This window comes from Leucobacter sp. MMO-125, from assembly GCF_037148395.1.
In the GTDB taxonomy this organism is placed as follows: domain Bacteria; phylum Actinomycetota; class Actinomycetes; order Actinomycetales; family Microbacteriaceae; genus Leucobacter.
Map to the genome: position 1 here is coordinate 42,202 of NZ_JBBCTL010000002.1, position 25,464 is coordinate 67,665.

24 protein-coding genes, 1 tRNA gene and 1 pseudogene are annotated in these 25,464 nt (G+C 67.6%); 13 read left to right on the plus strand and 13 right to left on the minus strand.

The window, feature by feature from the left end; translation table 11 throughout:
* Positions 1-151: 151 nt before the first annotated feature.
* The 4 genes from WFI54_RS05025 (at position 152) to WFI54_RS05040 (ending at position 3,836) form a co-directional block, all read left to right on the plus strand.
* Positions 152-1,357 carry a type III polyketide synthase gene (locus WFI54_RS05025; RefSeq protein WP_336651701.1) on the plus strand — a complete coding sequence of 402 codons (1,206 nt, stop codon included), beginning with the start codon at positions 152-154 and terminating at the stop codon, positions 1,355-1,357.
* A complete protein-coding gene (locus WFI54_RS05030; protein WP_336651702.1) occupies positions 1,354-2,058 on the plus strand; it encodes a methyltransferase domain-containing protein in 705 nt (234 codons plus the stop codon). Before WFI54_RS05025 ends, WFI54_RS05030 begins: the two co-directional genes overlap by 4 nt.
* Positions 2,055-3,287 carry an FAD-dependent oxidoreductase gene (locus WFI54_RS05035; RefSeq protein ID WP_336651703.1) on the plus strand — a complete coding sequence of 411 codons (1,233 nt, stop codon included), beginning with the start codon at positions 2,055-2,057 and terminating at the stop codon, positions 3,285-3,287. Before WFI54_RS05030 ends, WFI54_RS05035 begins: the two co-directional genes overlap by 4 nt.
* A 144-nt stretch (positions 3,288-3,431) precedes the next feature.
* Positions 3,432-3,836: an arsenate reductase ArsC gene (locus WFI54_RS05040; protein WP_336651704.1), complete on the plus strand. Its 405-nt coding sequence runs from the start codon at positions 3,432-3,434 to the stop codon at positions 3,834-3,836.
* 56 nt (positions 3,837-3,892) lie between these two features.
* On the opposite strand, the gene WFI54_RS05045 is transcribed toward WFI54_RS05040, so the two are convergent.
* Positions 3,893-5,218: an NAD(P)-binding domain-containing protein gene (locus WFI54_RS05045; protein WP_336651705.1), complete on the minus strand. Its 1,326-nt coding sequence runs from the start codon at positions 5,216-5,218 to the stop codon at positions 3,893-3,895.
* Positions 5,219-5,305: 87 nt separating this feature from the next.
* Between WFI54_RS05045 and WFI54_RS05050 the strand changes: the two genes are divergently transcribed.
* Positions 5,306-5,650 (plus strand): ArsR/SmtB family transcription factor, encoded by a 345-nt coding sequence (locus WFI54_RS05050; protein ID WP_336651706.1) that lies wholly within the window; start codon positions 5,306-5,308, stop codon positions 5,648-5,650.
* 327 nt (positions 5,651-5,977) lie between these two features.
* Here the strand turns inward: WFI54_RS05050 and WFI54_RS05060 are convergent, their stop codons facing one another.
* On the minus strand, positions 5,978-6,307 hold the full coding sequence (locus WFI54_RS05060) for a DUF7882 family protein (RefSeq protein ID WP_336651707.1): 330 nt from the start codon (positions 6,305-6,307) through the stop codon (positions 5,978-5,980).
* Positions 6,308-6,508: 201 nt separating this feature from the next.
* On the opposite strand from WFI54_RS05060, the gene WFI54_RS05065 reads away from it, so the two are divergent.
* The 4 genes and pseudogenes from WFI54_RS05065 to WFI54_RS05080 all read left to right on the plus strand — a co-directional run bounded on the left by WFI54_RS05065 (position 6,509) and on the right by WFI54_RS05080 (position 10,751).
* Positions 6,509-7,477 (plus strand): helix-turn-helix domain-containing protein, encoded by a 969-nt coding sequence (locus WFI54_RS05065; protein ID WP_336651708.1) that lies wholly within the window; start codon positions 6,509-6,511, stop codon positions 7,475-7,477.
* 146 nt (positions 7,478-7,623) lie between these two features.
* Positions 7,624-7,746, plus strand: a pseudogene (locus WFI54_RS05070) (glutathione-dependent formaldehyde dehydrogenase); the annotation flags it as partial.
* Positions 7,747-7,919: 173 nt separating this feature from the next.
* On the plus strand, positions 7,920-8,816 hold the full coding sequence (locus tag WFI54_RS05075) for an SDR family oxidoreductase (protein WP_336652195.1): 897 nt from the start codon (positions 7,920-7,922) through the stop codon (positions 8,814-8,816).
* A 54-nt stretch (positions 8,817-8,870) separates the two neighbouring features.
* Positions 8,871-10,751 carry an NAD-dependent epimerase/dehydratase family protein gene (locus WFI54_RS05080; RefSeq protein ID WP_336651709.1) on the plus strand — a complete coding sequence of 627 codons (1,881 nt, stop codon included), beginning with the start codon at positions 8,871-8,873 and terminating at the stop codon, positions 10,749-10,751.
* Between the two features lie 15 nt (positions 10,752-10,766).
* Here the strand turns inward: WFI54_RS05080 and WFI54_RS05085 are convergent, their stop codons facing one another.
* The 3 genes from WFI54_RS05085 to WFI54_RS05095 form a co-directional block, all read right to left on the minus strand.
* Entirely contained in the window at positions 10,767-11,381 is a 615-nt protein-coding gene (locus WFI54_RS05085; protein WP_336651710.1) for a HEAT repeat domain-containing protein, read from the minus strand.
* Positions 11,382-11,443: 62 nt separating this feature from the next.
* Positions 11,444-11,773: a DUF7882 family protein gene (locus WFI54_RS05090; RefSeq protein WP_336651711.1), complete on the minus strand. Its 330-nt coding sequence runs from the start codon at positions 11,771-11,773 to the stop codon at positions 11,444-11,446.
* Positions 11,774-11,894: 121 nt separating this feature from the next.
* On the minus strand, positions 11,895-12,734 hold the full coding sequence (locus WFI54_RS05095) for an SDR family NAD(P)-dependent oxidoreductase (protein ID WP_336651712.1): 840 nt from the start codon (positions 12,732-12,734) through the stop codon (positions 11,895-11,897).
* A 69-nt stretch (positions 12,735-12,803) separates the two neighbouring features.
* On the opposite strand from WFI54_RS05095, the gene WFI54_RS05100 reads away from it, so the two are divergent.
* Both WFI54_RS05100 and WFI54_RS05105 read left to right on the plus strand, forming a co-directional pair.
* A complete protein-coding gene (locus WFI54_RS05100; protein ID WP_336651713.1) occupies positions 12,804-13,754 on the plus strand; it encodes a DUF4031 domain-containing protein in 951 nt (316 codons plus the stop codon).
* A gap of 102 nt (positions 13,755-13,856) precedes the next feature.
* On the plus strand, positions 13,857-14,636 hold the full coding sequence (locus WFI54_RS05105; RefSeq protein ID WP_336651714.1) for an esterase/lipase family protein: 780 nt from the start codon (positions 13,857-13,859) through the stop codon (positions 14,634-14,636).
* Positions 14,637-14,685: 49 nt separating this feature from the next.
* Here WFI54_RS05105 and WFI54_RS05110 read toward each other — a convergent pair whose 3' ends face one another.
* A complete protein-coding gene (locus WFI54_RS05110; RefSeq protein ID WP_336651715.1) occupies positions 14,686-15,567 on the minus strand; it encodes a class II glutamine amidotransferase in 882 nt (293 codons plus the stop codon).
* Between the two features lie 324 nt (positions 15,568-15,891).
* On the opposite strand from WFI54_RS05110, the gene WFI54_RS05115 reads away from it, so the two are divergent.
* The gene (locus WFI54_RS05115; RefSeq protein WP_336651716.1) at positions 15,892-16,383 is read left to right on the plus strand and encodes a Dps family protein; all 492 of its coding nucleotides are present in this window, start codon (positions 15,892-15,894) and stop codon (positions 16,381-16,383) included.
* A 109-nt stretch (positions 16,384-16,492) separates the two neighbouring features.
* Here WFI54_RS05115 and WFI54_RS05120 read toward each other — a convergent pair whose 3' ends face one another.
* The 3 genes from WFI54_RS05120 to WFI54_RS05130 form a co-directional block, all read right to left on the minus strand.
* Positions 16,493-16,945, minus strand: coding sequence for an SIP domain-containing protein (locus WFI54_RS05120; protein ID WP_336651717.1), 453 nt, complete (start codon positions 16,943-16,945; stop codon positions 16,493-16,495).
* A gap of 65 nt (positions 16,946-17,010) precedes the next feature.
* The gene (locus WFI54_RS05125) at positions 17,011-18,600 is read right to left on the minus strand and encodes a glycine-rich protein (RefSeq protein WP_336651718.1); all 1,590 of its coding nucleotides are present in this window, start codon (positions 18,598-18,600) and stop codon (positions 17,011-17,013) included.
* 258 nt (positions 18,601-18,858) lie between these two features.
* A complete protein-coding gene (locus WFI54_RS05130) occupies positions 18,859-20,589 on the minus strand; it encodes an ABC-F family ATP-binding cassette domain-containing protein (RefSeq protein ID WP_336651719.1) in 1,731 nt (576 codons plus the stop codon).
* 64 nt (positions 20,590-20,653) lie between these two features.
* On the opposite strand from WFI54_RS05130, the gene WFI54_RS05135 reads away from it, so the two are divergent.
* Entirely contained in the window at positions 20,654-21,877 is a 1,224-nt protein-coding gene (locus WFI54_RS05135; RefSeq protein WP_336651720.1) for an AI-2E family transporter, read from the plus strand.
* 211 nt (positions 21,878-22,088) lie between these two features.
* Here the strand turns inward: WFI54_RS05135 and WFI54_RS05140 are convergent.
* From WFI54_RS05140 to WFI54_RS05155, 4 genes are all read right to left on the minus strand, one after another.
* Positions 22,089-22,163, minus strand: a tRNA-Gln gene (locus tag WFI54_RS05140).
* Between the two features lie 143 nt (positions 22,164-22,306).
* Entirely contained in the window at positions 22,307-22,768 is a 462-nt protein-coding gene (locus WFI54_RS05145) for a hypothetical protein (RefSeq protein WP_336651721.1), read from the minus strand.
* 135 nt (positions 22,769-22,903) lie between these two features.
* On the minus strand, positions 22,904-23,839 hold the full coding sequence (locus WFI54_RS05150; protein WP_336651722.1) for a universal stress protein: 936 nt from the start codon (positions 23,837-23,839) through the stop codon (positions 22,904-22,906).
* Entirely contained in the window at positions 23,836-25,431 is a 1,596-nt protein-coding gene (locus WFI54_RS05155; RefSeq protein ID WP_336651723.1) for an amino acid permease, read from the minus strand. Before WFI54_RS05155 ends, WFI54_RS05150 begins: the two co-directional genes overlap by 4 nt.
* Positions 25,432-25,464: the final 33 nt, after the last annotated feature.

A 25,464-nucleotide genomic window follows, 5' to 3' on the forward strand; every position in this document is an offset into this window, starting at 1 on the left:
GCCCCCGAATAGAGAGCTGTATGCGGGTGCGGATCCGCCCCTGCTTCCGATCCCAGCCCCGATCCGCCAGGCACGACCGCGTTCCGCAGCGCGCACCGACCGTCCCTGTCAACCCCTCCCGCACAGCGCACGCATGGGCTTGCATGGGGCTATGTCCACCAAGATCCTCTCCATCGGCACCGCCGTCCCCACGGCCAGGCTCGACCAGTGGCGGGCGCGCGACTTCTTCGCGGCGCAGCCTGGCGTTGACCGCCTCACCGCCCGCCTCATCGGCGCAGCCTTCGACCAGTCGGCCATCGAGCATCGCTACTCGGTGATCGGTCAGATCGGCTCGGGCGGCACGCTCTTCTCCGCCGACGGCGAACTGCTGAGCGTTCCCAGCACGGGCGAGCGCAACGCCGTTTACCGCAGGGAAGCGCCGCCGCTGTCAGCCGCGGCCGCACGCGACGCGCTCGACAGGGCGGGGGTCGACGCCGCCGAGATCACCCACGTGGTCACCGCGTCGTGCACCGGCTTCTTCGCGCCCGGCCCCGACTACCTGCTTGTAAAGCAGCTCGGCATCCCCGTGACCGCCCAACGCACCCACATCGGCTTCATGGGCTGCGCCGCAGCGTTCCCAGCCCTGCGCACCGCGCAGGCCATCGCAGAGGCGAGCCCCGGTGCGATGGTGCTCGTGGTGTGCACGGAGCTCTGCTCGCTGCACATTCGCTCTTCGCGCGACCCGGAGCAGATCGTCGCCTCGGCCGTGTTCGGTGACGGTGCCGGTGCCGCTGTGGTGACGGCGGCGGATCCGCGGCCGGGCCGACCCTGGCTCGACGCTGGCGCGTTCTCGACGGCGATCACCGCCGAGGGCGAGCAGGACATGGACTGGACGATCGGCGACACCGGCTTCGAGATGCGGCTCACCTCGGAGGTGCCGCGCATCATCGGCCGCGAGATCGCCGGAGTGGTCGAGGCGATGCTCGGAGGCGGCGACCCGCTGCGCGAAGTGGATGTCTGGGCCGTGCACCCCGGCGGGCGCAGCGTGCTCGACCGCGTGCAGAGCGGCGTGGGGCTCCCCGAGGAGTCGCTGGCGCACTCCCGCGCGGTGCTGCGCGACTTCGGCAACATGTCGAGCGCCACGATCCTGTTCATTCTGCAGCGCATGCTCGCCGACGACTCCATTCCCGACGGAGCGCGCATCGCGGGCCTTTGCTTCGGGCCCGGTTTGACAGTGGAGACCGCGAAGCTGACGCTGCATACGGGCACGGCAGGAACCGCCTCTAGATCAGGGCCTGCTGAGCAGGGTAAGCAGGCTGTGCGCTCTGAGCAGGTGCCCCCAGCAGCGATATCCGAAGCGCAGCGGGAGCTTGTATGACCCTGCAGCATCGTGAGGAGCAGCTTGCCGAGCTGATGGACGACCCGGCTTGCGATCCCGCGACGCTGCGGCGCACACTCCGGCGGTTCTGGATCGTCAACCGCGCTGTCTCCCGCTGGGGCCTGGTCTACCGCACTCATCTGCGCCCCGCGCTCGCCGCGGCCCCGGGCCCCGCGCGCATACTCGACATCGGCTGCGGCGGCGGCGACGTGCTACGGCGTCTGCTGCGGCTCGCGCGACGCGACGGCTTCACCGTGGAGGGGTTCGGCATCGATCCTGATCCGCGCGCGGTCGACGTGGCGCAGGCCCGAGGCGCAGACAGCGAGGGCGTGCGCTTCCGCCAGAGCGACAGCCGCGCGCTCGCCGCAGCGGACGAACGCTTCGAGCTAGTCATATCGAACCACCTGCTGCATCACCTCGACAGCGCACAGCTCACCGGCGTACTCGCCGACTCGGAATCACTCGCAACGCGGCTGTGCGTGCACTCCGACATCGCCCGAGACCCGCGCGCCTACGCAGCATTTTCAGTGGCTTCGGCGGCGGTGGCTCCCGGCACCTTCCTGCGCGTCGACGGGCTGCGTAGCATCAGGCGCAGCTACACCCGCGACGAGCTTGCGGCGCGCCTGCCCGACGGCTGGCGTGCCGAGCAGCCCGCCGCGTTTCGCGTGCTCGCCACGCATCGGGCTGGGAGCCGAAGGTGAGCGCGCAGCAGCACGAGGTGGCGGTTGTCGGTGCCGGCCCCGCCGGGCTATGCGTCGCAGCCGAGCTGCGACGACTCGGCGTCGATGTGACCGTGTACGAGCGGCGTCAGGGGGCAGCACCCGGTAGCCGCGCCATCGGCGTGCACCCGCCCACGCTTGCGGCGCTCGAAGCCTCGGGTGCCACCGAGCGCATGCTCGCAGAGGCGGCACGCATTCTACGCGGCCTCGCCCGCACACGCGAGGGCCGCGTGCTCGGGGAGGTGCGCTTCGACTCGAAACGGCGACGCTTTCCGTTCGTGGCCGCCGTGCCGCAGGCGGTGACGGAAGCTGCGCTCGCCTTCGGAGCGCCGGCACCGATTCGGGATGCCGAGGTGCAGCAGCTCGCGCCCGACGGACCGGGCGCGATCCTCCTGGTGCGCGTCGGCGGTGCCGAGGTGGAGGTGCGCGCCCGGGCGGTGGTGCTGGCCGCGGGGGCCGGATCGCGCAGCCGGCTCCTCCCCGCAGCGCGGCCGCGCGGCCGTGCCTACAGCGACAGCTACCTCATGACCGATCTGCGCCATGCGCCGGGGCAGCCCGGGGACCTCGCGATCATCACCCTCGACGGGGCAGGTGTGGTCGAGTCCTTCCCCCTCTCCAACGGGGGCAGGCGCCTCGTCGCCTGGGATGGGCCGCTCAGCAGCCCGGGTTCAGGGTCGGGCTGGCAGAGCGGTTCCGGATCGCGCGACGCGACAGATCCCGAACGTGACGCCGCCGCCCGAGCCGAGCGGCTGCGCCTCGCAGTCGCCGAGCGCAGCGGCGAGCAGGACCTCGCCGCAGGCATCGAGACCGCAACGGGCTTCGCGATCCGCCGCGTCTTGCTGCCCCGGATGCGCAGCGGCGCGCTCTTCGTGATCGGTGACGCCGCCCACGAAGTGAGCCCGATCGGTGGACAGGGCATGAACCTCGGCCTACTCGACGCGGTGACGCTCGCCCCGGCGCTCGCCTCGTGGCTGCGGCGCGGTGCAGGCGAGAGTCAGAGCGAAGGCGCGCTCGACCGCTGGGAGCGGCGGCGACTCGTCTCTGCGCGCACAGCTGCACGGCTCGCGGAGCTCAACACCAGCATCGGGCGCGCACGGCACCCGCGCGGGCACCGAGCGCTCACAGCGACTATCGGCGCGACCGCCCGCGGTCCCATCGCACAGCTCGCGGCCCACGCCTACACGATGGGCTTCGACCGCGACGCCGCGTAGCTGCCGACCCGGCTCTACGGTGAACACTCGGTGAAGTTTCATGAATCCACTTGCCCATTCATATCGACGAACATCAATATAGAGATGTGGCAATAGACCAGCCGCGAGGCGAAGCCTGCACCAGACGCGAGAACGGAACGAAGCATGACCGAGCAGAAACCGTCAGTGCTGTTCGTCTGCGTGCACAACGCCGGCCGTTCTCAGATGGCCGCGGGCTGGCTCCGCCACCTCGCCGGCGACAGAGTCGAGGTGCGGTCGGCCGGATCAATGCCGGCCGAGCACATCAACCCCATCGCCAAAGAGGCCATGCGCGAAGTCGGTATCGACATCGCAGGCGAACAGCCGAAGGTACTCACCTCTGAAGCGGTGGAGGCGTCAGATGTGGTGATCACCATGGGTTGCGGGGATGCCTGTCCGTTCTTCCCGGGCAAGCGCTACGAGGACTGGAAGCTCGATGACCCCGCTGGGCAGGGCATCGCAGCGGTGCGCCTGATCCGCGACAGCATCAAGGCCCGGATCGAGGCGCTGCTCGCCGATCTCATCGATTGATGCGAAGCCTCCGGGCGAGGCGACCGAAACCGGCCCCCACGCCCTGCCGCACCAACTCAGTTGCAAGGGTCAGGAACGGCCCCGAGCATGAGAGGCTGCGGTGACGGTTCGCAGCATCCGCCGGTCGCAGCGTCAGCGCTATCGAACAGCCCGGAACCCCCGCACACCCCAGTTTCGGGCAGCACAAGCTCGATGCGGGCCGCGGCCTCGTGGTCGCCCGCGAGCGACGCGACGATCGAACGCAACTGCTCATAGCCGGTCATCGCGAGGAATGTCGGGGCTCGTCCATAGGATTTCGCTCCCACGATGAAAAAGCCCGGCTCAGGATGCGCCAGCTCCGCAGCACCCGTCGCCCGGACACTGCCGCAGGAATGAGCATTGGGATCCACCTCAGCGGCGAGCTTCGCGGGAGCCTGCAATCGCACATCCAGATCGAGGCGGATCTCAGACAGGAACGACAAGTCGGGCCGGAACCCGGTAAGCCCAAACAGCCGGTCAGCCGGCTCGAGCACCCGCCCATCCTCAGCTCGGACAACCGCGCGTCGATCGCTAGTGAGGGCGATGGCTTCGGTGCGGAATCCGGTAAGGAGGGCAACCAGACCCTGTTCGACAGCCTCCTTCGCTCGAGAGCCGAGCGCTCCACGCTCAGCAAGCTCATCAGCCTCACCGCCACCGAAGGTATTCCCCACCACACCTCGACGCAACAACCAGGAAATGCGAGTGCCGGGGTACTCGCGTGCAACGCTGGCGAGCTGCACGATCGCAGTCGCCGCCGAGTGACCGTTGCCGATCACCACCACATGCTGCCCCGCGAGCTCACGGGCCTCCCTCGCGTCAGGAATGCGGTGAGCAAGCACCCCGGCGTCGCTCGCCTCCTGCTCACCGAGCGCAGGCAACCCGCTCGCTCCCACTGGCGACGACGTTGTCCAGGTACCCGAGGCATCGATCACCGCCTGCGCTTCGATTCGCATCTCCACACCCGACGAATCTCGGGTGAGTACGACGAAGGGCTGCTCCGCACGGCCTGAATCGATCGTGAGATCTCGCCCCTTCCGCGCAACACCGACGACGCGAGTGTTCAAGCGCACCCGGCCCCCCAGAGCCACAGCGAGCGGTGCGAGGTACGCGCTGGTCCACTCTGCTCCAGTCGGGTAGCCCGACGCTGGGGCCACCCACGCTGACGAGGCGAGCAGCCGAGCAGCGGCCGGGTCGATGAGCTCTGACCAGGGCGAGAACAGGCGCACGTGCCCCCACTCGGCGACCGCCGCCGCCGGGGTGGCACCAGCCTCGAGCACCACAGGTTCAATGTCTCGTTCCAGCAAATGCGCGGCGGCCGCAAGCCCCTGCGGCCCGGCCCCGATCACCACGACGGGCAGCTCCATCCCAACCTCCACATATCGATAAATATCTATGCAACCCATGGTTCAGCATGCATCGACATGTGTCAATATGTGCGGCAGAATGGAATCATGGCCCACCCGTCTCCCACAGAAACCTCCAGCGCTGAGTGCTGCGCTCCCAACGAGACGCCACTCGACGATGACCAGGCAGCAGTTCTCGCACGAGTATTCAAAGCGCTGGGAGACCCCACCAGGGTCAAGCTGTTCTCTCTCATCGCAGCCTCCCCGTCCGGGGAGATGTGCGTGTGCGACCTCACGGCTCCCGTCAAGCTCTCCCAGCCGACGGTCTCGCACCATATGAAAATTCTCGTCGACGCAGGCCTCGTTACCCGCGAACAGCGCGGTCGATGGGCCTATTACGCAGCCACCCCGGGAGCATTGCTCACAGCAGTCGGGCACCTCGCGATCCCATGACAGACGTCACCATCCGAACCATGCGCAGAGGCGACTGGCCAGAGGTCAAGTCGATCTACGTAGACGGCATCCAGACCGGACACGCCACCAGTATCCGACTGCACGAAAGACACGGGTTCCGGGTGGTCGGAACCCGTGAACGCATCGCGCGCATGACTTACGGCCCGAAAGCCGGTCGATGGCGGGATACGGTCTTCTTGGAACGGCGCTCAGCTGAACATTGAGCTTCAACCAGATTCCTGAGGGGATGCCTGCCCACGCAGGGCAAACACCCCCTCGCCGCCCAGATGCTGCGGGTCTCGTCCCCCGAGATCCGCTCCCCCCAGGTCAGATCTTCACAGGCTGACGACGCGCGTAGCTTTCAGCTTCATCCTCCGACATAACGACCAGTCCCCGCGGCGTATGCGCCAGTGCTGTGAGGGCCTTCAGCCAGTCAGGGTTGAGCTGCGGCGGGCGGCTCCCCGAGAACCTGAACGCGATCGCGATCTGTGGCGACAACCACACCGACACCCGGCCACTGCCGGTCTCAGGTGACTTCGTCCAGCTCAGGAAAAAGCACTCCTGCTTGCGCAGCTTCTGCCCGATTACCGTTTTCAGGTGCGCCAGCACCCGATCCTCGAACTCATACGTGTTCCCCCCGTGAATCAAATACCCCATAGGCGTATTGTTCCAGCAGCAATCAAACAGCACCCCACCACCCCGCCGACACAGCCCAACGGCTGACACGCCGCGCAGCAATTGTTCGCATCCTGCAACCGCACTACCGGAGCGTTGCTGTACATGGCACACTCCTCCGGGCTAGGCTTCAGTGACGCGCGCATCGGTGCGCCGAAGCGTGAAAGGTCAACCCGATCCTCAGTGCGTGATAGCCCACAGATTCTCAAATTCAGGTCGACCGATGCCGCAGAGGTCGTCGAAACATGGAACACCTTTGCACCCTCCTCCGAACTCAAACAGGTTGACGAGACCCGCTGCGAATTCGACTGGGTTTCGGTGTCAACGCCCGCGCTCTCCGTCATCCGTTACGAACTTGCGGCCGGCGTACGCTCCTCGATCGAACCCGAAGACCAACTCTTCAGCTGCCGCGTCACCACCGGCGACGGCGGCTGCGAAAGCGACAGACGCGAACTGCGCCCAGACGAACCCTGGGCTTCCGCCGGGCAGCCAATCAGGGCACGTTGGGAAGACCGGGCAACCGTGCGCGCGCTCGCCTTTGAACGCACGCACGCGGAACAGCTCGCGCGCCAGATCTCAGGCGACGACACCCTCCGACTCGAAGTGAAAGATCCTGAAACCATCAGCACCGAATCCGGGCAGCAGTGGGATCTCGCGTTCCGCTACCTCGCCTCCGGCCTCATGGCGCTCGGCAGCGCAGGCCCCGGCTCAGGAGCCGAACTCGCCACTGCAGGACTCGAACGGCACGCACTCTGGACCGTGCTCACCACCTTCCCCAGCACCCTCTCGGACGCAATGCAGCGCACCGCCCAGACCGGGTCCGCACCGAAAACTGTGCGACTAGCGCTCTCTTACATCGACGCGCACGCCCACCTGCCGATCACCGTTGACGACGTCGCCATCGCTGCACGCATCTCCACGCGAGGCCTGCAATACGCATTCAAGCGCGCGCTCGGCTTCTCACCGCGCGACTACCTGCGGCGAGCGCGCCTCGCCGGAGCCCGCGGCGAACTGCTGCGCGCCGTACCGGGCGACACGCTCGCAGGAATCGCGCAGCGCTGGGGGTTCACGAACGTGTCGCGCTTCACCGTGGCCTACCGCACCGAATTCGACGAACACCCCGCCGAGATGCTGCTGCAGCGCACGCGCTGAGTGCGGGCGGGGCCGCCCCGTGCGCGAAAGCCCCGCGCCCGGACGATACGGCAAGCGGCCTGTGATTACCAGGCCCTTGTTGCACGCACCCGCGGCGGGAAGCATGGAAGGTGAGTCAGCGCCCACCAGCGACGGAAGGAGCGATCGTGCGAGCCCTCACCTGGCAAGGCACGCGAAACGTCACCGTAGAGACAGTGCCTGATCCATCACTGCAGTATCCCGATGACGCCATCATCGAGGTCACCTCCACTGCGATCCGCGGCTCCGACGACCTCGTCACGCATCGAGTGCCGCTCGCCGCCGCCCCCGAGGCCTATGCGATGCTCCAGCAGAAGACCGAGCGCTGCATCAAGGTGGTGCTCGATCCGCTGATCTGAGTGCACCTGCCCCCATCCACCCCGACCATCTGCATCGACCGAAGGAGGCACCTGTGTCCAATGACATGCACACCGACCAGCTCACGTTTCAGAACCCCGTCACCCGTTTCCCCCGGATCTCGCCGCCCGAGCAGGATCAGCCAGAACCCGGGCTCGACCAGGAGCTCGTGCCTCAGACCGATCGCGGCCAGCACAGTTACCGCGGCACCGGCCGCCTGCAGGGGCGCCGGGCCCTCATCACCGGCGCGGACTCCGGGATCGGCGCCGCGGTCGCCATCGCTTTCGCCCGCGAGGGCGCCGACGTCGCACTCTCCTATCTGCCCGCCGAAGAGCCCGACGCGCAAGAGATCAAGGCGGTCATCGAAGAAGCCGGGCAACGCGCGATCCTGATTCCTGGCGATATCTCGGATCGCGACTTCTGTGAGCAGCTCGTTGCCGAAGCCGTCTCACAGCTCGGCGGCCTCGACGCGCTCGTTAACAATGCCGGACGACAGATCGCGATCGAGGACTTCGCCGAGCTCAGCGACGAACAGTGGAGCAGCACCTACGAGACCAATATCCACGCGATGTATCGCATCAGCCGCGCCGCGGTGCCGCATATGCCGCCGGGCTCGACCATCGTCAACACCACGTCAATTCAGGCCTACAAGCCCTCTACCCACCTGCTCGACTACGCCTCGACGAAGGCGGCCATCAACAACTTCTCGAAAGGCCTGGGGCAGGCACTCGCGCCCAAGGGCATTCGAGTCAACGCCGTCGCCCCCGGGCCGATCTGGACGCCGCTACAGGTCTCCGGCGGCCAGCCGAAGGAGGCCTTGCCCGAGTTCGGCAAAGACACTCCGCTCGGCCGCGCCGGTCAGCCGACCGAGCTCGCGCCGGCCTACGTGTTCCTCACCTCGCCCGAGTCGAGCTATGTGATCGGCGAGACACTCAATGTCAACGGGGGCACCCCGTCTCCTTGAGCGGCGCCGTCGCCCCTTCCGTTCATCCCACTCCCAACCCGCCAGGAGGCCCTCATGCGAGTAGCAGTCGTTGGTGCGACCGGCAACACCGGAACCGCCGTACTCAAGGCCCTCGCGGACGCTCCCGAAGTGAGTTCCGTGATCGGCATCGCCCGCCGTATGCCCGACGCCGAAGCCGAACCCTATGCGGGCTGCGAGTGGGCCACAATCGACATCGCTGCCGGCAGCTCAGCCGGCGAAGCCTCCCGCGCACTCGAAGCAGCCTTCGCGGGCGCCGACGCGGTGATCCACCTGGCCTGGCTGATCCAGCCGAACTCCGAGCGCAATCTGCTGCGCCGCGTCAACGTCGACGGCACAGATCGCGTGGCCGGCGCCGCAGCCGCGGCCGGGGTGCGGCAACTGGTCGTCGCATCCTCAGTGGGCGCATACGCCCCGGACCCAGACCGGAATCTCACCCTCGAAAGGCGCGACGAGAGCTGGCCCGTCGCGGGCGTGCGCACCTCCCACTACAGCGTGGACAAGGCGGCGCAGGAACGCGTGCTCGATGACTTCGCCGCAGCGCACCCCGAGGTAACCGTTGCGCGGCTGCGCCCAGCGCTCGTGTTCCAAGAAGATGCTGCCTCAGCGATCCAGCGCTCGTTCCTGGGTGCTTGGATGCCTGTGCAACTGCTCGACAGTGCAAAACCGCCGGCCCTGCCCCTCCCACGCGGCCTGCACGGGGTGCAAGCGGTACACGCCGACGATCTGGCTCGCGCCTATGTCGCGGCAGTCGTGCAGGGCGCCAGCGGCGCGTTCAACATCTGCGCCGATGACGTGCTCAGCCCCCAAGATCTCGCCGACATCATCGACCACGGCCGCTACGTCGAGCTGCCGCCACGGCTCGTCCGGGCTTTGCTCTTCGGCGGTCACAAAACCGGCCTCATTGCCGCCGACCCGGGGTGGATCGACATGGCGATGGCCGTGCCCATAGTGGACAACACCCGCGCCAAAGCACAGCTCGACTGGCAGCCCCACTACAGCGCAGCGGACGCGCTGCGCATCCTACTGCGAGGCATCATCGAGGGGCAGGGAGGCGAATCCATCCCCCTGCGACCACTCAGCCCCAAGCACACCGATCTCGGCAACAGTGCCAAGGCCGGGCCGCAAGATCGGCCGGTCGACGCCGACCAGCCCAGCGCACAGATCTCCGACCGCATCTCGGAACAACTACTCGGGCTCTACCTGTCAGACCACCTGAGTGGCGCCACCGCAGGCGCCGACCGCGCCGAGCGCCTGGCAGCCTCTGCGATCGACACCCCGGTCTACGCTCGACTCTCAGAGACGGCCGAGGAGATACGCTTGGAGCGCGCCTTCCTGCAGCAGATCATCGACGACCTCGGTCTGCCCAGACGCGGCTATCGCCAAGCCGTTGCCTGGGCCGGCGAACACCTGGGCCGCCTCAAGGGCAACGGACGGGTGCTCGCTCGCTCGCCGCTCACCCTCTTGCTCGAAGCCGAGCTGATGCGCAGCGCTGTGATCGGCAAACTCGGCGTCTGGCAAACCCTCGGCGAACTCGCCGAGGAACTGGGACTCGACCCAGAAATCTTCGCCGAGCTCGGGGCGCGCGCGCAGCAGCAGGCTGCCGTGTTCGGGGAGGTGCACGAGTACGCGCGTGAACGGGCATTCCGTGAGGACCGCCGCACCTTCGGACCGGAGCACGGGGCGGATGGAGCCGCACATTCGGCGGCAGCCGCCCGTGACACCGACCCCGATCTCGACCCCGCGGCAACAGTTCCCACAACACAGCGATCAGACACGCAGCAACCACACACAACGCCAGACGACATTGCAGAACGGCCCGGCACCTCGCAAGCCACGCACCAAAGCCAGGAAGACCTCGTAGACGAGTGGGGCGAAGAATCGTTCCCCGCCAGTGATCCGCCAGCCCACTACTGACCGCGGATCCGCCCCTCACACACCATCGAGCGTGAACGTCGCCTCAGGATCCTCGATCAAACGCAGCGTGGCTCGCGCGTGGCGCGCCCGCTGCAACGCAGAGCCATCATCAGCGCCTCGCACGGGCGCAATCGCCGCCTCGCCAAGCTCTACGAGCGCGCGGCTGAGACTACGCATGACCTCGATATCACCCCGCCCAAGCTCAAGTACCAGCTCCCCCGCGAGGGCCGAGTGCGCCTCGTAAGGGGCGAGACCCGCAGCAGTGCGCCAAGCCGCCCGAGCCACCTCCGGGTCGGGATCATGCAGATGCTCGGCGGTGATCGCAGGCCAAGCCCGGGGATCGCCAAGCTTTGACAGCGTGTGCAGCGCCTGGCTGCGCGCTTGCGGCACCTCGGCCGACAGCTCTGCAAGGAGGCGATCGAACACCGCGTCGCGGGGCAAGCGAGTCAACGCCCAGGTCAGCATGTCGCGTACATAAAAGTCAGGTTCGACAGCGCAGCGCGCAACAAGCGGCTCAAGATAGCTCGCATCAGGGTGAGTGCCCGCGGTCAGCGCCGCCTGCAAACGATCAGAGGCTTCTTCGGCACGCAGTGCCTGTCTCAGGGCCGCAGCTCTCTCGGGTACAGGCACTGCGGGGGCTCCGTTCCATCGGTGGGGCGAGTGCCCCACCGATCAGCGTAACGCGATCCGCATCAGAACGGAGCTGGGTGCTTGGCCGCGTAACTCTCGGCTTCTTGTTCGCCCATGATGATCATGCCGCGGCCGCCGTGAGAGGTGCCGGACAGCACCGACAGCCAGGTCTTGTTGATCAGCGGGGCACGGCTGCCAGAAAAGCGGAACGTGAGTGGGCAGGCAGGGGACAGCCAGATCGAATTGCGCCCCGACCCCTCCTCGGGAGAGCAGCTCCAGCTCAGAAAGAAGCTCTCCTGTTTGCGCAGCCTCGACCCGACCGCGAATTTCACATGAGCAAGCAGGCGATCCTCGAACGTGTACTTGGTCCCGTCGTAAATGAGTTGACCCATAACCTCAGGTTCGCACCGATCCGGTCAGAAAGACAGGGCAAAGACTCCCCCGTACCCAGGTCGCATTCAGCTGCGCGGGCGGCCCCTCCCGCTCTGAGCTGATTGCTGTGGCGGCGGCCAGTCAGCCCCGACCGGTGAAGCGATCCATCGACGAATAGACGTGGAACACCCGATCCGCGATCACATCCCACACGCGCGTCGGCAGCACCCCACGCAGTGCCATGGCCAGCTTCACCGTCCACGGTTTCGACACAATCGGGCGGCGCGCCAGCATCCCTTCCCACGCAGCCCGCGCAGCCCGCGCCGGGGTCATGATCGGGGTGAGCAGCGGCCCGCGAGCCCCCGCAAACATGCCCGTCGAAATGTAGCTCGGGCAGAACGTGGTGACGGCGACGTGGTCATGGCCGTCACGCGCTAACTCCAACCGCAGCGACTCGCTCCAGCCGATCATCGCCCACTTCGATGCCGCGTAGACGCTCATACGCGGGTTCGCAAGCGTGCCTGCCGCAGAAGCGACATTGAGGATGCGCTTCGGGCGAGAGGTGTCGGCGAGCATCGCGGGCAGCAGCTCACGGGTGAGCCACATCGGAGCCAAGGAGTTCACGCGCATCGTGAGTTCGATGTCTCGCTCCGGATCATGCTCCCAGAACAGCGCGCCGCGCACGATACCGGCATTGTTGATCACCACATCAGGCGCCCCCAACTCATCAGCCGTGCGCTGTGCAGCCTCGCGAATCGCTTCCCTGTCCGATACATCCACCACATAGGCGCGCACGCGGCAGCGCGGGCCGTCGAGTTCTGCGGCAAGCTCCTCCGCGCGATCCCGATCCACATCCCACAGCGCAAGTGCCGCAGCACCCTCCTTCACGGCGCGGCGCGCGTAGAGCTCGCCCATGCCGCGGGCAGCACCCGTGATGAGCACCGTTGATCCAGTAACGAGAGTCTTCGACGTCGTTGTCATGCGATCACCCTACCTGGCGGGGCTCAGCCCTCTCCCACCACCGCCTCACCGCGGCGGTACCCTGAGGGAATGGCGATCCTCATCGACCCGCCCGCATGGCCGGCGCACGGCACGCTCTGGAGCCACCTGGTCTCCGACTCCGGCTACGACGAGCTGCACGCCTTCGCGCGCAAGCTGGGCGTGCCCAGGCGCGGCTTCGACCTCGACCACTACGACGTGCCCGCCTCCCTGTATGAGCGGGCGGTAGCGCTCGGCGCGCGGCCCGTCGCCGCGAGAGACGTCGTGCACGCCCTGCGTGGTGCGGGGCTGAGAGTGCGGCAGGCTGATCGGCAATCTGTGACACCCGTGCGCCGTCGGCAGTTTCTTGTTTCGGAGTGGGCGAGCCTTGGGGAGCGTGTCGGTGCGGGTGCCGCACGGGGTGCGCAGGACAGCTGGTGGCACCTCGGTGACACCCTCATTGCCCGCTGGAACGAGGCGCACCGCAGCTATCACGATGAGCGGCACCTTGAAGATGTTCTGCTCGCGCTCGATCACCTCGCGACGCGCGGCGAGCGGGTGGCGGCGGAGACGCTGCTGGCGGCCTGGTTTCACGATGCGGTGTACACGGGCACCGGCGACGACGAGCTCGCATCTGCCCAGCTCGCCACGAGCACGCTCGCACAGTTCTCCCTTGATGCCGCGCTGGTTGCGCGGGTGGGTGCGCACATTGTCGCAACCACCCCTGCTCGCGAGGTTCTGGATCCGGCTACCCCGCTCGCCCATCTACTCGACGCGGACCTCTCGATCTTCGCCGCCGCGCCCCACCGCTACCAGCAGTACGTACAAGCCGTGCGACTTGAATACGCGCACGTCTCCGAGCCCGACTTTGCATCGGGCCGATCCCGCATCCTGAGCAGCTACCTGCAGCAGCCCACGATCTACCGCACCGGCACCGCGCAGCAGCTCTGGGAGCAGCGCGCCCGCCGCAATGTGCTTTCCGAGATCGAGCAGCTGCGGGGCGCGCCGCAGCCTCACGAGTAGCGCGCCGATCCGGCGGCGTCTCATCTCATCCCCACCTACCGCAGGCCTCGCGTTGCTGTCAAAGGGCTGCGGGTGGCGTGATCCGCTGACCATCATGGAGGCATGGCCCGCAAGCAACAGAGCCCCCGGGTGGGTGGGAAGCGCACGCCGCTCATCAACCAGGCCGCCTGGTGGCTCGCCGACTACCTCTACGCTGGCTGGCGGCAACTGGCCGCGATCTGCTCTCGGGCGGATCCGCGCGCCTGCAACACGGGCAGCGGGACGCCGGTTCTGGTGATCCCGGGCGTCTACGAGTCGTGGCGTTTCATGCTCCCGCTGATCCGCGATTTGCATCTTCGAGGCCACCCGGTGCATGTGGTGACTCCGCTGCGAGGCAACCGAGTGCCCGTCACCGAAGGAGCGCGGCTCGTCGACGAGTACCTCGCGGAGCGGGATCTGCGCGGCGTGGTGATCGTCGCACACAGCAAAGGCGGCCTGATCGGCAAGCACCTGATGTCGTTCGGGGCGTCGGCCCCGCGAGTGAACGCCTTGGTCGCAATTGCGACACCCTTCGGCGGATCCCGCTACGCGCGCTTCCTACTCGGTTCGACACTGCGCGCGTTCTCGCCGCGCGATGCCACGCTGTCGCAGCTTGCCAGCACCCTCGGCGTGAACTCGCGCATCGTGTCAGTGTTTCCGGGCTTCGACCCGCATATCCCCGAGGGCAGCGAACTCTCGGGCGCCCGCAATGTGCGCGTCGAAACCGGCGGACACTTCCGTATCCTCGCCCACCCGCGAACGATCACCGAGGTGCGGCGGGTGGCTGCGCGCTCACCATTCGCGGCGGATCCGGTGCGCGAGCCCGGCCACAACTGTGGGCCAGACCTGCAGCCGGGCCCCTGAAGCTTCCGGCTGCCCCAAGGTCTCCCGCAGAGGCAGAGCCGAGGGCCGCTCAGACCGCCAGATCGATCGAGGTGAACACCGGCGCCTCGCCGGGCCGAAACACCCCGATGGTGCCCGCTGCGACCTCCTGCCAGGTGTGGGCGCTCCAGTGCAGTTCGAGGGGTTCCGAAACGATCAGCTGGGCGTCCGGTGGCAGTCGGTCCTCTCCCCCGTCGATGGTGCGCAACGCCGTGGCTCCCGCCGAGTGGAATAGCGTTGGCGCCTGCGCCCCCGCCACATCGGGGCTCACCCAGCGCAGCACCACGAGTTGCGCACCGTCGGAGGCGCACATCGTGGCGCGGAAGGGCGCTGTGACCCCGCGATCCCGCCTCGCTTGCTCCACCCGCGCCACCATGCGGGTGAGCGCCCCTACAGGGTCTTCGGCGAGCCCGAAGCTGAGTGCGAGATAGAAGCAGGCTTCGGAGTCGGAGTTGCCGAGGATCGACGGGTAGAGCCCCGGGTCGACGTCGAGGGTCAATTCGCGTTTCAGGGCACTGAATCCGTTGATCTCGCCGTTGTGTTGAAACATCCACCCGCCGTGCACGAAGGGGTGGCAGTTCTGCTCGGCGATCGTGCCGCCGGGGGCCGCCCGCACATGCGCGAGGAAGCAGCCCGACTCGATCTGCGCGGCGAGGTGCCGCAGGTTCTGACTATCCCAGGCCGGCTCGATCTGACGGTATTGGCCGATGGTGCCGCCGCGGCCCCGCCAGGCCACACCGAAACCGTCGCCGTTCGTGGGGAATGCGCTGCGGCGGAACTGCGCGGCGCGCGGGTCGTGCGGCAGATACAGGTCCCGCGCCAGCAGGCTCTGGTCGATGAGCGAGTGGTTGGGACGCACGAGCACGTCTTCGAGCGGGATCGGCGATCCGAGATAGGCAAGCCAACGGCACATGGTCCACTCCTTCGGGGTGCGCGGGTTGGCTCCGAGGCTAGCGAGGCTTGCCGCACCCGCTCTCAGGATTGCGGATCCCGCGGCTTCGCCCCCTCCGGCCTTCCACCCCCGCCCACCCTCACCAAAGGCGGATTTCGCAGGAAGCACCACGATCCGCCATGTGATTTTCGCCTTTCGGCGGGGTGCGGCACGGAGGCACACACGGCGGGCGCACGGCGGGTGAGGCTTGCCTCTCCTTGCTTGCAGATTACCCCGAATAGGTTCACAGTAGACAGCACCGGGTCGAACCGGCCCGAGCATCAGAGTGAAGGGGCGAACATCATCATGGTCCAAGCCAAGAGCAAGTCGGTCGTCATCTCGAAAGAAGACCTCGACAGGTCAGTCGGTGTGGAGCACTACCTCGCGCCCGTTGTGCGCGATCTGGTCGCGCTCGCGGTCAACGGCAAGCAGGCCCACTGGCATGTGCGCGGCGCGAACTTCATCGGCGTGCACGAGTTTCTCGATGAGGTCGTCGCGCACGCGCAGGACGGCGCTGATGAGGTTGCGGAGCGGATCGTTGCTCTGGGCCTCCCCGTCGACGCCCGCATCGGTACCGTCGCGAAGAAGGCGACGCTGCCCGAGCCGAGCGAGGGGTTTCAGCAGTCCGACGCCACGATCCGCGAGGTCGTAGCCGAACTCGATGCGGTGCTCGCCACTGTGTATGCGGCTGTCTCGGGGCTCGAGGAGATCGACCCGACCAGCCAGGACATCGTGATCGCGCTCGCACAGCAGCTCGACAAGGATCGCTGGTTCCTGGCATCGCACGTCATGGTGTGAGGTACCCCGGGGGGCAACGCGCACCCGGTCGGAGCTGCACGGCTCCGACCGGGTGCGCGTCGTTAAGGCGACTGCCCCAGAAACTCAGAAGGCATAGCCCCCGGGCGCGCTAGGCGTGCTGCTCGCGGTATTCCGCTGCTGCGGCCCAGATCTCGGCGAGCTCAGCACGGATGCGATCCCACTGCTCGGTCACCTCGTGGCTGTCGCGCGCACCGGCCCAGAGGTGCACGTAGCGCCCGCTGAGCGGATCGGCGCGCACCCACTCATCGAGCCAGGCGTTGGCGGCGCTCATCAGTAGTTCCCCGCTGAGCGCATCGTGCGAACGCTGCACGAGCCAGGTGATGCCCACACCCGGCGGGGCCTCGATCGGCTGGATCTGGTCCGGGGAGCTGACCTCGACGAACACCCGACCGTAGCTCTTCTTCGGCAGCGCCGCGCACCACTCGCGCAGCGCATCGAGATCACCCGCATCCCCCGCCGCGAGCACGCACTCGAGATAGCTCGGGCAGATGAAGATGAAGTCCGAGGAGTGGCTCTCGTCGGGTTGGTCAGTGACGCTCACACGTCAATTGTACGCTCTTCCACGCTTCATCCGATGATCCCTGAGGATTCTGTCAGCGAGGCCGATCAGGCACTCCTTCTGGCCCGGCGGATCAGCAGCGCCGCTCCGCCAACGAGCAGTGCGAGCGCTCCCCCGAGCAGTGCCGGCGTCGCCGCTTCGACCCCGGTCTTCGCCAGCACGCCCTGCTGCCCAGCCGGGCCGGCCTTCGGGTCGCTCGGGGTGGGTTCGGGCTTCGGCGCGGGCTTCGGCGCCGGCGCGACGGTGAAGGACGCGGCCACAGGGGTCGCCGCGAGGTAGGTCCCGTTCCCGGCTTGCGTGGCCTCGACCTCGCAGGTGCCGCCTGCGCTCGCGGTGAGCACGCCCCCGGAGACGGTGCAGGAACCGGAGCGCACCGCATAGCTCAGGCCAAGCCCGCTCGTCGCCGATCCGTTCAGGGCGTATGGGGTGCCTGCAGTGAAGGATCCACCGCTGAAGGCGATGGTCTGCGCGACCTTGCTCGCTGTGAAGGTGCTCGTCGCGGAGCGGCTGCCCGTTCCGAAGGTGATGCTCACGGGGAAGGAGCCGGCCAGCGCGGCGGTGCATGCGTTGCCAGTGCAGCTGAGACCGGCGCCGGTCACGGACATGAGGCTGGTCAGGTCGATCGTTTCGCTGCTCGGACCGGTCGTCGATGCGCTGAACGCGGCCTGGGTGAGCGCGGTCGTCGCAACCGGGGTCACGGTGATGGTCCCAATGTCGATCAGATAGCTCACGGTTGCGCTCGGCGCGGCGCGACCGCTGGGCGCAACGCTTCCGCCCGCCGGCACGAGGGAGGAGCCGCCGGCTCCGGAGCCGTTGAAGCTCTGGCCGTTGATCGCACCGACGCCGCCACCGCCGCCGTAGTAGCCACCACCGCCACCGCCACCGCCGAGATAGTTCCCCGCACCTTGGCGGTCACCACCGTTACCCCCGACGCCGAGCGTACCGGCCGTTCCCGGCGTTGCCGATCCACACGTGCCACCGGAGCCACCGACCGCGCTCGTTCCCGGCTGAGCGGCATCGCACCCGGCCTGGGGAACGCTGCCAGCCTCACCCGCGTCCCCGCCTGATGCGATGACCCTGGCGGAGGCGTCCGTCATCACACCGCCGCCGCCGCCGCCGGCGACCGCAACACGTGCCAGGAGATTGTTTCCATACTGGCGCACGTCGGTGGCCCCGCCACCGCCGGCGACCCACCAGAGTCCGGTGCCGTTCCCACCACCGTTGTAGCCGCTGTTCTCGGACTGACTGCTATCCGTTTTCACTCGGCCGTTTCCGCCGACAACGACGGTCAGGGTCTCGCCCGCGACCAGCCCGGGGAGCGTCCCCGTGACCCGGGCTCCGCTGCCGATGAGCGTGGGGTCGGTGTTCGCCCACTGCCCACCGCCGTTCCCGCCGACGAGTTCGAGGTCCACCGAGGTGACATTGGCGGGCACCGTGAAGGTCTGCGGCGCACCGGTGAAGACGTAACTCACCGAACACCGCAGCTGCTCACCGTTCGGCTCGGGCACGCACACGGGGGCAGGTTCGGGTGGCGTCGCTGACGCTGGGCTCACCGCGAGCGTCACGCCTCCGAGCCCGAACACGGCGATCGCACTGACCGCCACCATCGCGAAGATGCTCTTCTTCGACACACCCATGCTGTGCTCCTTCAGATTCCGTGCGCGCGAGTGCGGCACCCGCGCTGGGCCACCCCAAACAACCAACACTAGAAGACTCCGCACGCGTCGCACATCACCCCGGCTGCGGGCCTTGCTGCCGCCGGATCCGCGACAGCGCGCGCGAGTCAGGCGAGCACGCCTCGCGATCCACGCTCACGGCGCTGCGCAAGCTGCAAGGTTTCTGCGCGAAGTGGCGCTGTGCGGTCGCCGGCGCGGATCTGCCGTGCCGCAGAGCCACTACGTCTCGGTCAGGCGGCCCGCTTCGATGCGCCAGTGCCTGTCGAGGCGCACGTTCTCCAGCATGCGCCGATCGTGGGTGACGAGCAACAGCGCGCCCTCATAGCTGTCGAGCGCCTGTTCGAGCTGCTCGATAGCCGCCAAATCGAGGTGGTTCGTGGGCTCGTCGAGCACGAGCACGTTCACTCCTCGCGCCTGCAGCAGCGCCATGCCCGCGCGGGTGCGCTCCCCCGGTGAGAGCTCAGCACCGGGTCGCAACACGTGGTCGGCTTTCAGCCCGAACTTCGCGAGCAGCGTACGCACCTCGGCGCTCGCCATGTCCGGGTGCTGCCGCTCGAAGGCTTCGGCCAGCGGCAGCTCATCCGCGAAGAGCGAGCGCGCCTGATCGATTTCGCCGATCGCGACCGAGGCGCCGAGAGCGGCCGAGCCCGAATCCGGTGCTCGCTTCCCCAGCAGCGTGCGCAACAGCGTCGACTTGCCGGCACCGTTGGGGCCGGTGATGCCCACGCGATCCGCCGCATTCAACTGCACCGAGACGGGCCCGAGCACGAAGTCGCCCTGCGTCACCACGGCCTCGTTGAGCGTCGCCACCACCGCGCTCGAGCGCGGTGCCGAGCCGATTGTGAACTCGAGCTGCCACTCCTTGCGCGGCTCTTCGACCTCTTCGAGCCGGCGAATGCGGCTCTCCATCTGGCGCACCTTCTGCGCCTGCTTCTCACTCGACTCCGCGGCGGCTTTGCGCTTGATCTTGTCATTATCGGGAGCTTTGCGAATTGCGTTGCGGGTGCCCTGACTCGACCACTCGCGCTGCGTGCGAGCCCGAGCCACCAGATCGGCCTTCTTCTTCGCGAACTCGTCGTAGTCGTCGCGCCGATACTGCCGCGCGATGGCACGCTCCTCAAGGTACGACTCGTAGCCGCCGCCGAACACACGATTGCTGCGCTGCGCGAGATCGAGTTCAAGCACTTGCGTAACGCAGCGGGCCAGAAACTCGCGGTCGTGACTCACCAGCACCACGCCGCCGCGCAGGCCGCCCACGAATCGCTCGAGCCGTTCGAGCCCGTCGAGATCGAGGTCGTTCGTCGGTTCGTCGAGCAGCACGATATCGAAGCGCGAGAGCAGCAGCGCGGCGAGACCCACGCGGGCTGCCTGCCCGCCGGAGAGCGAGGTCATGAGCGTGTATCCCGAGACGGCGGCGGCGGCACCGGCGCTTGGGGCTGTCGCGGCGTCTCCTCGGGTGTCGGGTGCCGTGCCGGTCGCGCTCGCGGTGTTGAGCCCGAGTTCGGCGAGCACCGCGGGCAGCCGCTCTTCGAGGTCTGCGGCACCGCTCGCAAGCCAACGATCGAGCGCGGCTGCGTACACCTCATTCGGGTCGGGGCTGCCCGACGGCGGGTTCGGCTCGGCGAGAGCGAGGGCCGCGGCATCCATGTCGGCGGTCGCACGGGCGCACCCGGTGCGACGCGCGACATATTCGGCGACGGTCTCGCCCGCAATGCGCTCGTGCTCCTGCGGCAGCCAGCCGACGAAGGCGTCGCCGGGAGCCAGGTGGATCTCGCCGGTCTGCGGCTGCAATTCTCCGGCGAGGATGCGCAGCAGGGTGGACTTGCCAGCCCCGTTCACGCCCACGACGCCCACCACGTCGCCCGGCGCGACAGTGAGGTCGAGCCCGTCGAAGAGGGTGCGATGGGCGTGGCCGCCCGCGATACCGTGCGCCACGAGCGTTGCAGTCATCCCCTCAGACTATGGGGCCGCGGCCTGGGGCGCACAGTTGGCCTCAGCGAAATATGCTGTCACCATGACTGACCAGAGCAGCCCGCAGGCCCCCAGCGCCGGGGCAGCCCCGCGCACCGACGTTCCTCCCCCTCAAAACGCGGCGAACGAGCTGCCGCTCGGCATCCGCGTGGCAGCAGCCTGGAGTTGGCGGTTGGTGGTGATCGCCCTGGCTATTGCGGTGGTCGTCTGGCTGATCATGGTGTTGCACACGGTAGTGATTCCGCTCGTCATCGCGATCCTGCTCACGGCGCTGCTCTACCCGATTGTGGCGTTCTTCGAACGGCGGGGGCTGCCGAAGGGGCTCGGAGTCGCTACGGCGCTGCTCACGCTTATTGCGGCGATCAGCCTCCTCGTCAATCTCATCGTGACCCAGCTGCGCAACGGCCTGGGCGACGTGGCCGCGCGGTCGCAGACCGCTTGGCAGCAGTTCTTGCACGGGATCGAGCAGCCCCCGTTCAGCCTGAACAGCGATCAAATTGATCACTTCATGCAGCAGATCGTTGCCACTATCACCTCCCACCAGAACGAGATCCTGACGGGTGCTCTGCAGTTCACCAGCACGGCCGGTCACCTGCTGACGGGCACCCTGCTGGTGATCTTCTCGCTGATCTTCCTCCTGCTCGACGGCCAGCGAGTCTGGTACTGGGTGTTGGGCTTCCTGCCGAAGCGCGCGCACGCCGCGGTCGACGCCGCAGGGCGGGCCGGCTGGGTGTCGGTCGGCCAGTTCGTGCGGGTGCAGATCTTCTTCGTCGCGATTATCAACGCGGTCGGTATCGGGCTGGGTGCGGTGCTGCTCGGGGTGCCGCTCCCCTTCGCCATTGCCGTGCTCGTGTTCTTCGGCTCGTTTCTGCCGTTCATCGGCGCAATCGCCACGGGTGCGGTGGCGGTGTTCATCTCGCTCATTTACAACGGCCCCGTGAACGCGGTCATCATGCTGATCATTGTGATTCTCGTGCACCAGATCGAGAGCCACGTCTTGCAGCCGCTGATCATCGGTCACGCGGTGAGCGTGCACCCGCTCGCCGTTGTGCTCGCCGTCGCCACGGGTTTGATGGTCGGGGGCATCGCGGGGGCGCTGTTCGCGGTGCCGATCGCGGCTGCCCTCAGCTCAATGGTGAATACGATCACGGAACGCAATTGGGATGCGGATCAGGATCCTGTCGCCGATTACCTGAAACGACGGAAAACCAATCGGATTGCCAAGCAGCGTGCACGCCGAGTGTCTCGCATGAACCGCAGCTCGTAGCACCCTTGAGGCGGTCCCCGAGGCGCGGCCACAACCGCGCCTCGGCTCCGTGATTCATGACCCGCACCACACAGGTGCCCTCGAAGCCATCGGGGGCGGATCGTGGGTGCGTGGACTCGGGGCGGCGAGTGGGCCAGGCCGCACCGGGGATGGGCGAGCGAACCTCTCACACAGAAACAGCCCCGGTCTTCGCAGAAGACCGGGGCTGTAGTGGCTGGGATACCAGGACTCGAACCTAGAATGACGGTACCAGAAACCGTAGTGTTGCCAATTACACCATATCCCAAGGCGGAAATCTGAACTCCGGGGAGATCAGCACCGAGAGATAACTTTACCCGATCGGCGACCACAACTCCAAATCAGGACGCCAAGCGCGGAACGCCGGGCGTGCTGCCGGGGTGCGCCGATCGACCTGCCAGCACACCGCCCCTACGCGTAGTCGTCTGGTGTCAGCTGCCGCACGCCCTCGTCGTAGAGCACAAACTGCGTGCGCAGCCGGATGCCCTGCTGCGCGGCCTCGTGCGCGAGCGCCCTGGCCCACACCAGATCTTGCGCGTCGAAGCGCTCGCTGCCGCGGCGCTCCCACACCAGAACTACCGCAGCTGCATCGAGCACATCGCAGATCTTCGCGGCGCGATCGGCAAGCACCCGCGAAACCGACACGAGCCCCAGGTCTTCGGTGTCAACGAGTTCGTCTGGGCTGTCGGGGAGGTCCTCGATCGGCATCAGCGGCCCGGTCTGCCGATGCCCTGCGTCAAAGGCGAACAACCACAGCTGGCGACGGTTGGCGCGGGCCAGCAGTAACTCGATCAGCTCGTGCAGATCGGCGTCGCTCGCGAACACGCGGTGACGGTTGAGGCGGGGATCATCGGGTCGCATGGAATGAGTCATGGCTCCAGAATGCGGGCCCGCAAGCGGCTCCGGGCTCCCATCCCCGCATCTGTGGACAAGTCACGGGAATCACGCTCCCCGACCGGGCTGTGAGCGGAGTTGGGAGGCTGCGCCCCGCTCCGCCCACTGCCCGCATCAGGCTGCGGCTGTTGAACGCCCCCTGGCGACGTAGTCGTCGGTGGCGCGACGCGGCACCACCACTACAGGCACGGGCGAGTGGCGCACGATTTTGACGGCGTGCGAGCCGAGCGAGATCTTTGCGATCGCCCCCAGGCTGCTCGATCCGACCACCAGCACCTCGGCATCGAGCCACGGGATTGCGCGCAGCGCGGCACTCCAGCTGTCGCCGGCGCCGACGGCCACCTCGACCGAGGCGGGCTGCCGCTCGAACTGCTCGATCGTGCTGAGGATCGCCTCGGCGTGTTCGCGGATCTGCGCCTCCCAGTCTTCGATGATCTCGTTCTCGACATCGCGCCCCACCCTGGCGGTGAGGAAGGCGCGCGGGCGGGTGTGGAACGACGCGATGCGGATGCCCTCCCCCGCCTGGGCCGCAATCGCTGCGGCGCCGAGCACGAGTTCGGCAGAGGTCTCCGATCCGCTGTAGGCGGCGGTGACACGCTGCAGCCGGGCTCCTGGCGCGGCCTCGAAACCGTGCGGTGCGACGGCAACCGGAAGGTGCGCGCTCTGCAGCAGGCCTGTGACGACGGAGCCGAGCACAACCTCGCCGTCTGGGCCGGTCTCTTTCGCACCCACCACGAGCCGCTGCGCGCCCAGCTTCTCGCAGGCTTCGAGCAGGCCGCGCCGCGCACTGGGCCCGTCGTGCACGATGTAGCTCGCGTCGATGTCGTCGGGCACGAGCGCCCGGGCCTCGTCGAGGGCGGCTTCGGCCTGTTCGCGTACGAAGCGCTGGTATTCACCGTCGACCCCGCTGAGCGGGCGCTGCGGCGGCCAGCCCGCGGCGTCGACGGCCACGACCACGAGCGGCAGGTCAGATGAGCGGGCGAGCAGCACGGCGAGACTTACCGCGGCGTGCGAGCAGTGCCCCGGCGCGACGCCGACGACGACACTCATCGTTCGTCTCCGCGGCCCTGGGGCGACGATCCGCCCGAGTGCTGTGCCGCATCATCACCCGCAGCAGAATCGCCAGGGGCGAGGTCTGGGATGTTGAGCGTGCCGGTCTCGAGGTGGGCGGCGGCGCGCTCGGCGTCGCCGTCGCGGTACCGGCCGGGGCCGACGAGGCGGATCAGGCCGGTCTTGAGCTGTTCACCGAGCACCGAGTTCTTGCGGCCGGTGAACCACCACCATACGAGCACGACGAGGGTCCATCCGAGGAAGACGAAGATGGTGATGGGGCGCAGATCTTTGATAATCCAGAGGCAGCCGATGATCGAGAGGATCGGGATCACCGGGTAGAGCGGCACGCGGAACTTGCGCTCCAGATCGGGTTCGCGCTTGCGCAGCACCATCACGGCGATCGACACGACGGTGAAGGCGGCGAGGGTGCCGATCGAGGTCATCTCGGCGAGGAAGTTGATGGGCAGCACGCCCGCGAGAATCGCGACGATCACCGACACGATGATGGTGTTGGCCACCGGGGTCATGGTGCGCGGGTTGACCTTCTGGAAGATCTTGGGCGCCATGCCGTCGCGAGACATCGCGAACAGGATGCGGGTCTGGCCGTACAGCACCACGAGCGTGACGCTGAAGATCGAGATGACGGCACCCGCCGCGACGAGCGTGCCCGGCCAGGTGGCCCCGATGATGTTCTCCAGGATTTGCGAGAGACCGGCCGACTGCCCTTCGAACTCGGAAGTGGGCTGCGCGCCCAGCGCTGCGACAGCGACGAGCACGTACATCGTGGTCACCACGACGAGCGCGGCGACCAGCGCGATCGGCAGGTTGCGGCGGGGGTTCTTCGCCTCGTCGCCTGCGGTGGCGACGGCGTCGAGGCCGACGAATGAGAAGAAGATGAGGCCGGCACCGGTCATCACACCGCTGAACCCGAAGGGCGCGAAGTCGGCGAAGTTGTTGGCGTTCCAGCCGGTGATGCCCACCGCGACGAAGAACAGCAGCACGGCGATTTTGATGAGCACCATGATGGTGTTCGCAACGACCGAGTGCGAGGTGCCACGCACCAGCAGGAAGGCGCACATCGCGATCAGGATCACGGCCGGCAGGTTAATGATGCCGCCCTCTTCGGGGGCTGCCGACAGCGCGGCGGGCAGCTGGAAGCCGAAGAGATTGCCCATGAGCTGATTGACATACTGCGACCAGCCCACGGCGACGGCCGCTGTCGATACGCCGTATTCAAGCAGCAGACACGCTGCCACGCCCATCGCGGGCAGCTCGCCGAGGGTGCTGTAGGCGTAGGAGTAGGAGGAGCCCGAGACCGGCACGCTGCTCGCGAGTTCTGCGTAGCACAGCGCCGACAGGCCGGCCACGGTGGCCGCGATGATGAACGACCAGATCACCGCGGGCCCGGCGATCGGCACCGCTTCGGAGAGGATGAAGAAGATACCGGTGCCGATGGTGCCGCCGACGCCGATCAGGGTGAGCTGGAAGAGCCCGATGCTGCGCTTCAGGGTGCTGCCGCTCTCACCGCCATCGCGCGGAACGGGCTTCACGCGGAAGAGCTGCTGGCGCAGCGTCTGCGATGTGGACATGGGTTCTCCAGACGTCGTCGTCGATTGTGTTCG

What these genes read in the sequence shown, in the direction of transcription:
- WFI54_RS05060 (WP_336651707.1), bottom strand. Translation starts at nt 6,307, where the DNA reads ATGGGGTATTTGATTCACGGGGGGAACACGTATGAGTTCGAGGATCGG.
- WFI54_RS05145 (WP_336651721.1), bottom strand. Translation starts at nt 22,768, where the DNA reads ATGACTCATTCCATGCGACCCGATGATCCCCGCCTCAACCGTCACCGC.
- WFI54_RS05150 (WP_336651722.1), bottom strand. Translation starts at nt 23,839, where the DNA reads ATGAGTGTCGTCGTCGGCGTCGCGCCGGGGCACTGCTCGCACGCCGCG.
- WFI54_RS05050 (WP_336651706.1), top strand. Translation starts at nt 5,306, where the DNA reads ATGGCCCACCCGTCTCCCACAGAAACCTCCAGCGCTGAGTGCTGCGCT.
- WFI54_RS05110 (WP_336651715.1), bottom strand. Translation starts at nt 15,567, where the DNA reads ATGTGCCGTTGGCTTGCCTATCTCGGATCGCCGATCCCGCTCGAAGAC.
- WFI54_RS05030 (WP_336651702.1), top strand. Translation starts at nt 1,354, where the DNA reads ATGACCCTGCAGCATCGTGAGGAGCAGCTTGCCGAGCTGATGGACGAC.
- WFI54_RS05155 (WP_336651723.1), bottom strand. Translation starts at nt 25,431, where the DNA reads ATGTCCACATCGCAGACGCTGCGCCAGCAGCTCTTCCGCGTGAAGCCC.
- WFI54_RS05045 (WP_336651705.1), bottom strand. Translation starts at nt 5,218, where the DNA reads ATGGAGCTGCCCGTCGTGGTGATCGGGGCCGGGCCGCAGGGGCTTGCG.
- WFI54_RS05040 (WP_336651704.1), top strand. Translation starts at nt 3,432, where the DNA reads ATGACCGAGCAGAAACCGTCAGTGCTGTTCGTCTGCGTGCACAACGCC.
- WFI54_RS05095 (WP_336651712.1), bottom strand. Translation starts at nt 12,734, where the DNA reads ATGACAACGACGTCGAAGACTCTCGTTACTGGATCAACGGTGCTCATC.
- WFI54_RS05125 (WP_336651718.1), bottom strand. Translation starts at nt 18,600, where the DNA reads ATGGGTGTGTCGAAGAAGAGCATCTTCGCGATGGTGGCGGTCAGTGCG.
- WFI54_RS05105 (WP_336651714.1), top strand. Translation starts at nt 13,857, where the DNA reads ATGGCCCGCAAGCAACAGAGCCCCCGGGTGGGTGGGAAGCGCACGCCG.
- WFI54_RS05135 (WP_336651720.1), top strand. Translation starts at nt 20,654, where the DNA reads ATGACTGACCAGAGCAGCCCGCAGGCCCCCAGCGCCGGGGCAGCCCCG.
- WFI54_RS05090 (WP_336651711.1), bottom strand. Translation starts at nt 11,773, where the DNA reads ATGGGTCAACTCATTTACGACGGGACCAAGTACACGTTCGAGGATCGC.
- WFI54_RS05075 (WP_336652195.1), top strand. Translation starts at nt 7,920, where the DNA reads ATGCACACCGACCAGCTCACGTTTCAGAACCCCGTCACCCGTTTCCCC.
- WFI54_RS05080 (WP_336651709.1), top strand. Translation starts at nt 8,871, where the DNA reads ATGCGAGTAGCAGTCGTTGGTGCGACCGGCAACACCGGAACCGCCGTA.
- WFI54_RS05025 (WP_336651701.1), top strand. Translation starts at nt 152, where the DNA reads ATGTCCACCAAGATCCTCTCCATCGGCACCGCCGTCCCCACGGCCAGG.
- WFI54_RS05115 (WP_336651716.1), top strand. Translation starts at nt 15,892, where the DNA reads ATGGTCCAAGCCAAGAGCAAGTCGGTCGTCATCTCGAAAGAAGACCTC.
- WFI54_RS05100 (WP_336651713.1), top strand. Translation starts at nt 12,804, where the DNA reads ATGGCGATCCTCATCGACCCGCCCGCATGGCCGGCGCACGGCACGCTC.
- WFI54_RS05130 (WP_336651719.1), bottom strand. Translation starts at nt 20,589, where the DNA reads ATGACTGCAACGCTCGTGGCGCACGGTATCGCGGGCGGCCACGCCCAT.